This is a genomic window from Streptomyces roseolilacinus (assembly GCF_014649335.1).
Lineage (GTDB): Bacteria > Actinomycetota > Actinomycetes > Streptomycetales > Streptomycetaceae > Streptomyces > Streptomyces roseolilacinus.
In genome coordinates this window covers 1-1,282 of the sequence record NZ_BMSV01000031.1, presented here as the reverse complement: position 1 = coordinate 1,282, position 1,282 = coordinate 1, and the positions used below count along the sequence as shown (strand labels likewise).

General features: G+C 56.6%; 1 rRNA gene. It reads left to right on the top strand.

Features of this window, described 5'->3' with window-relative positions:
* Positions 1-1,282: ribosomal RNA gene (locus tag IE106_RS29935) — 23S ribosomal RNA — on the top strand; the annotation flags it as partial.

Sequence of the window (1,282 nt, the reverse complement as noted above, 5' to 3'; positions counted from 1 at the left end):
GTTTCATGGCGGCCCGTACCCTAAACCGACTCAGGTGGTCAGGTAGAGAATACCGAGGCGTTCGGGTGAACTATGGTTAAGGAACTCGGCAAAATGCCCCCGTAACTTCGGGAGAAGGGGGGCCACGCCTGGTGATGAGTCTTGCACTCGGAGCTGGGGGTGGCCGCAGAGACCAGCGAGAAGCGACTGTTTACTAAAAACACAGGTCCGTGCGAAGCCGTAAGGCGATGTATACGGACTGACGCCTGCCCGGTGCTGGAACGTTAAGGGGACCGGTTAGCTCCATTTCGGTGGGGCGAAGCTGAGAACTTAAGCGCCAGTAAACGGCGGTGGTAACTATAACCATCCTAAGGTAGCGAAATTCCTTGTCGGGTAAGTTCCGACCTGCACGAATGGCGTAACGACTTCTCGACTGTCTCAACCATAGGCCCGGTGAAATTGCACTACGAGTAAAGATGCTCGTTTCGCGCAGCAGGACGGAAAGACCCCGGGACCTTTACTACAGTTTGATATTGGTGTTCGGTTCGGCTTGTGTAGGATAGGTGGGAGACTGTGAAGTCCCAACGCCAGTTGGGGTGGAGTCGCCGTTGAAATACCACTCTGGTCGTGCTGGATGTCTAACCTGGGTCCGTGATCCGGATCAGGGACAGTGTCTGATGGGTAGTTTAACTGGGGCGGTTGCCTCCTAAAGGGTAACGGAGGCGCCCAAAGGTTCCCTCAGCCTGGTTGGCAATCAGGTGTTGAGTGTAAGTGCACAAGGGAGCTTGACTGTGAGACCGACGGGTCGAGCAGGGACGAAAGTCGGGACTAGTGATCCGGCGGTGGCTTGTGGAAGCGCCGTCGCTCAACGGATAAAAGGTACCCCGGGGATAACAGGCTGATCTTCCCCAAGAGTCCATATCGACGGGATGGTTTGGCACCTCGATGTCGGCTCGTCGCATCCTGGGGCTGGAGTCGGTCCCAAGGGTTGGGCTGTTCGCCCATTAAAGCGGTACGCGAGCTGGGTTTAGAACGTCGTGAGACAGTTCGGTCCCTATCCGCTGTGCGCGTAGGAATATTGAGAAGGGCTGTCCCTAGTACGAGAGGACCGGGACGGACGAACCTCTGGTGTGCCAGTTGTCCTGCCAAGGGCATGGCTGGTTGGCTACGTTCGGGAGGGATAACCGCTGAAAGCATCTAAGCGGGAAGCCTGCTTCGAGATGAGTATTCCCACCTCCTTGAGAGGGTAAGGCTCCCAGTAGACGACTGGGTTGATAGGCCGGATATGGAAGCCCAGTGATGG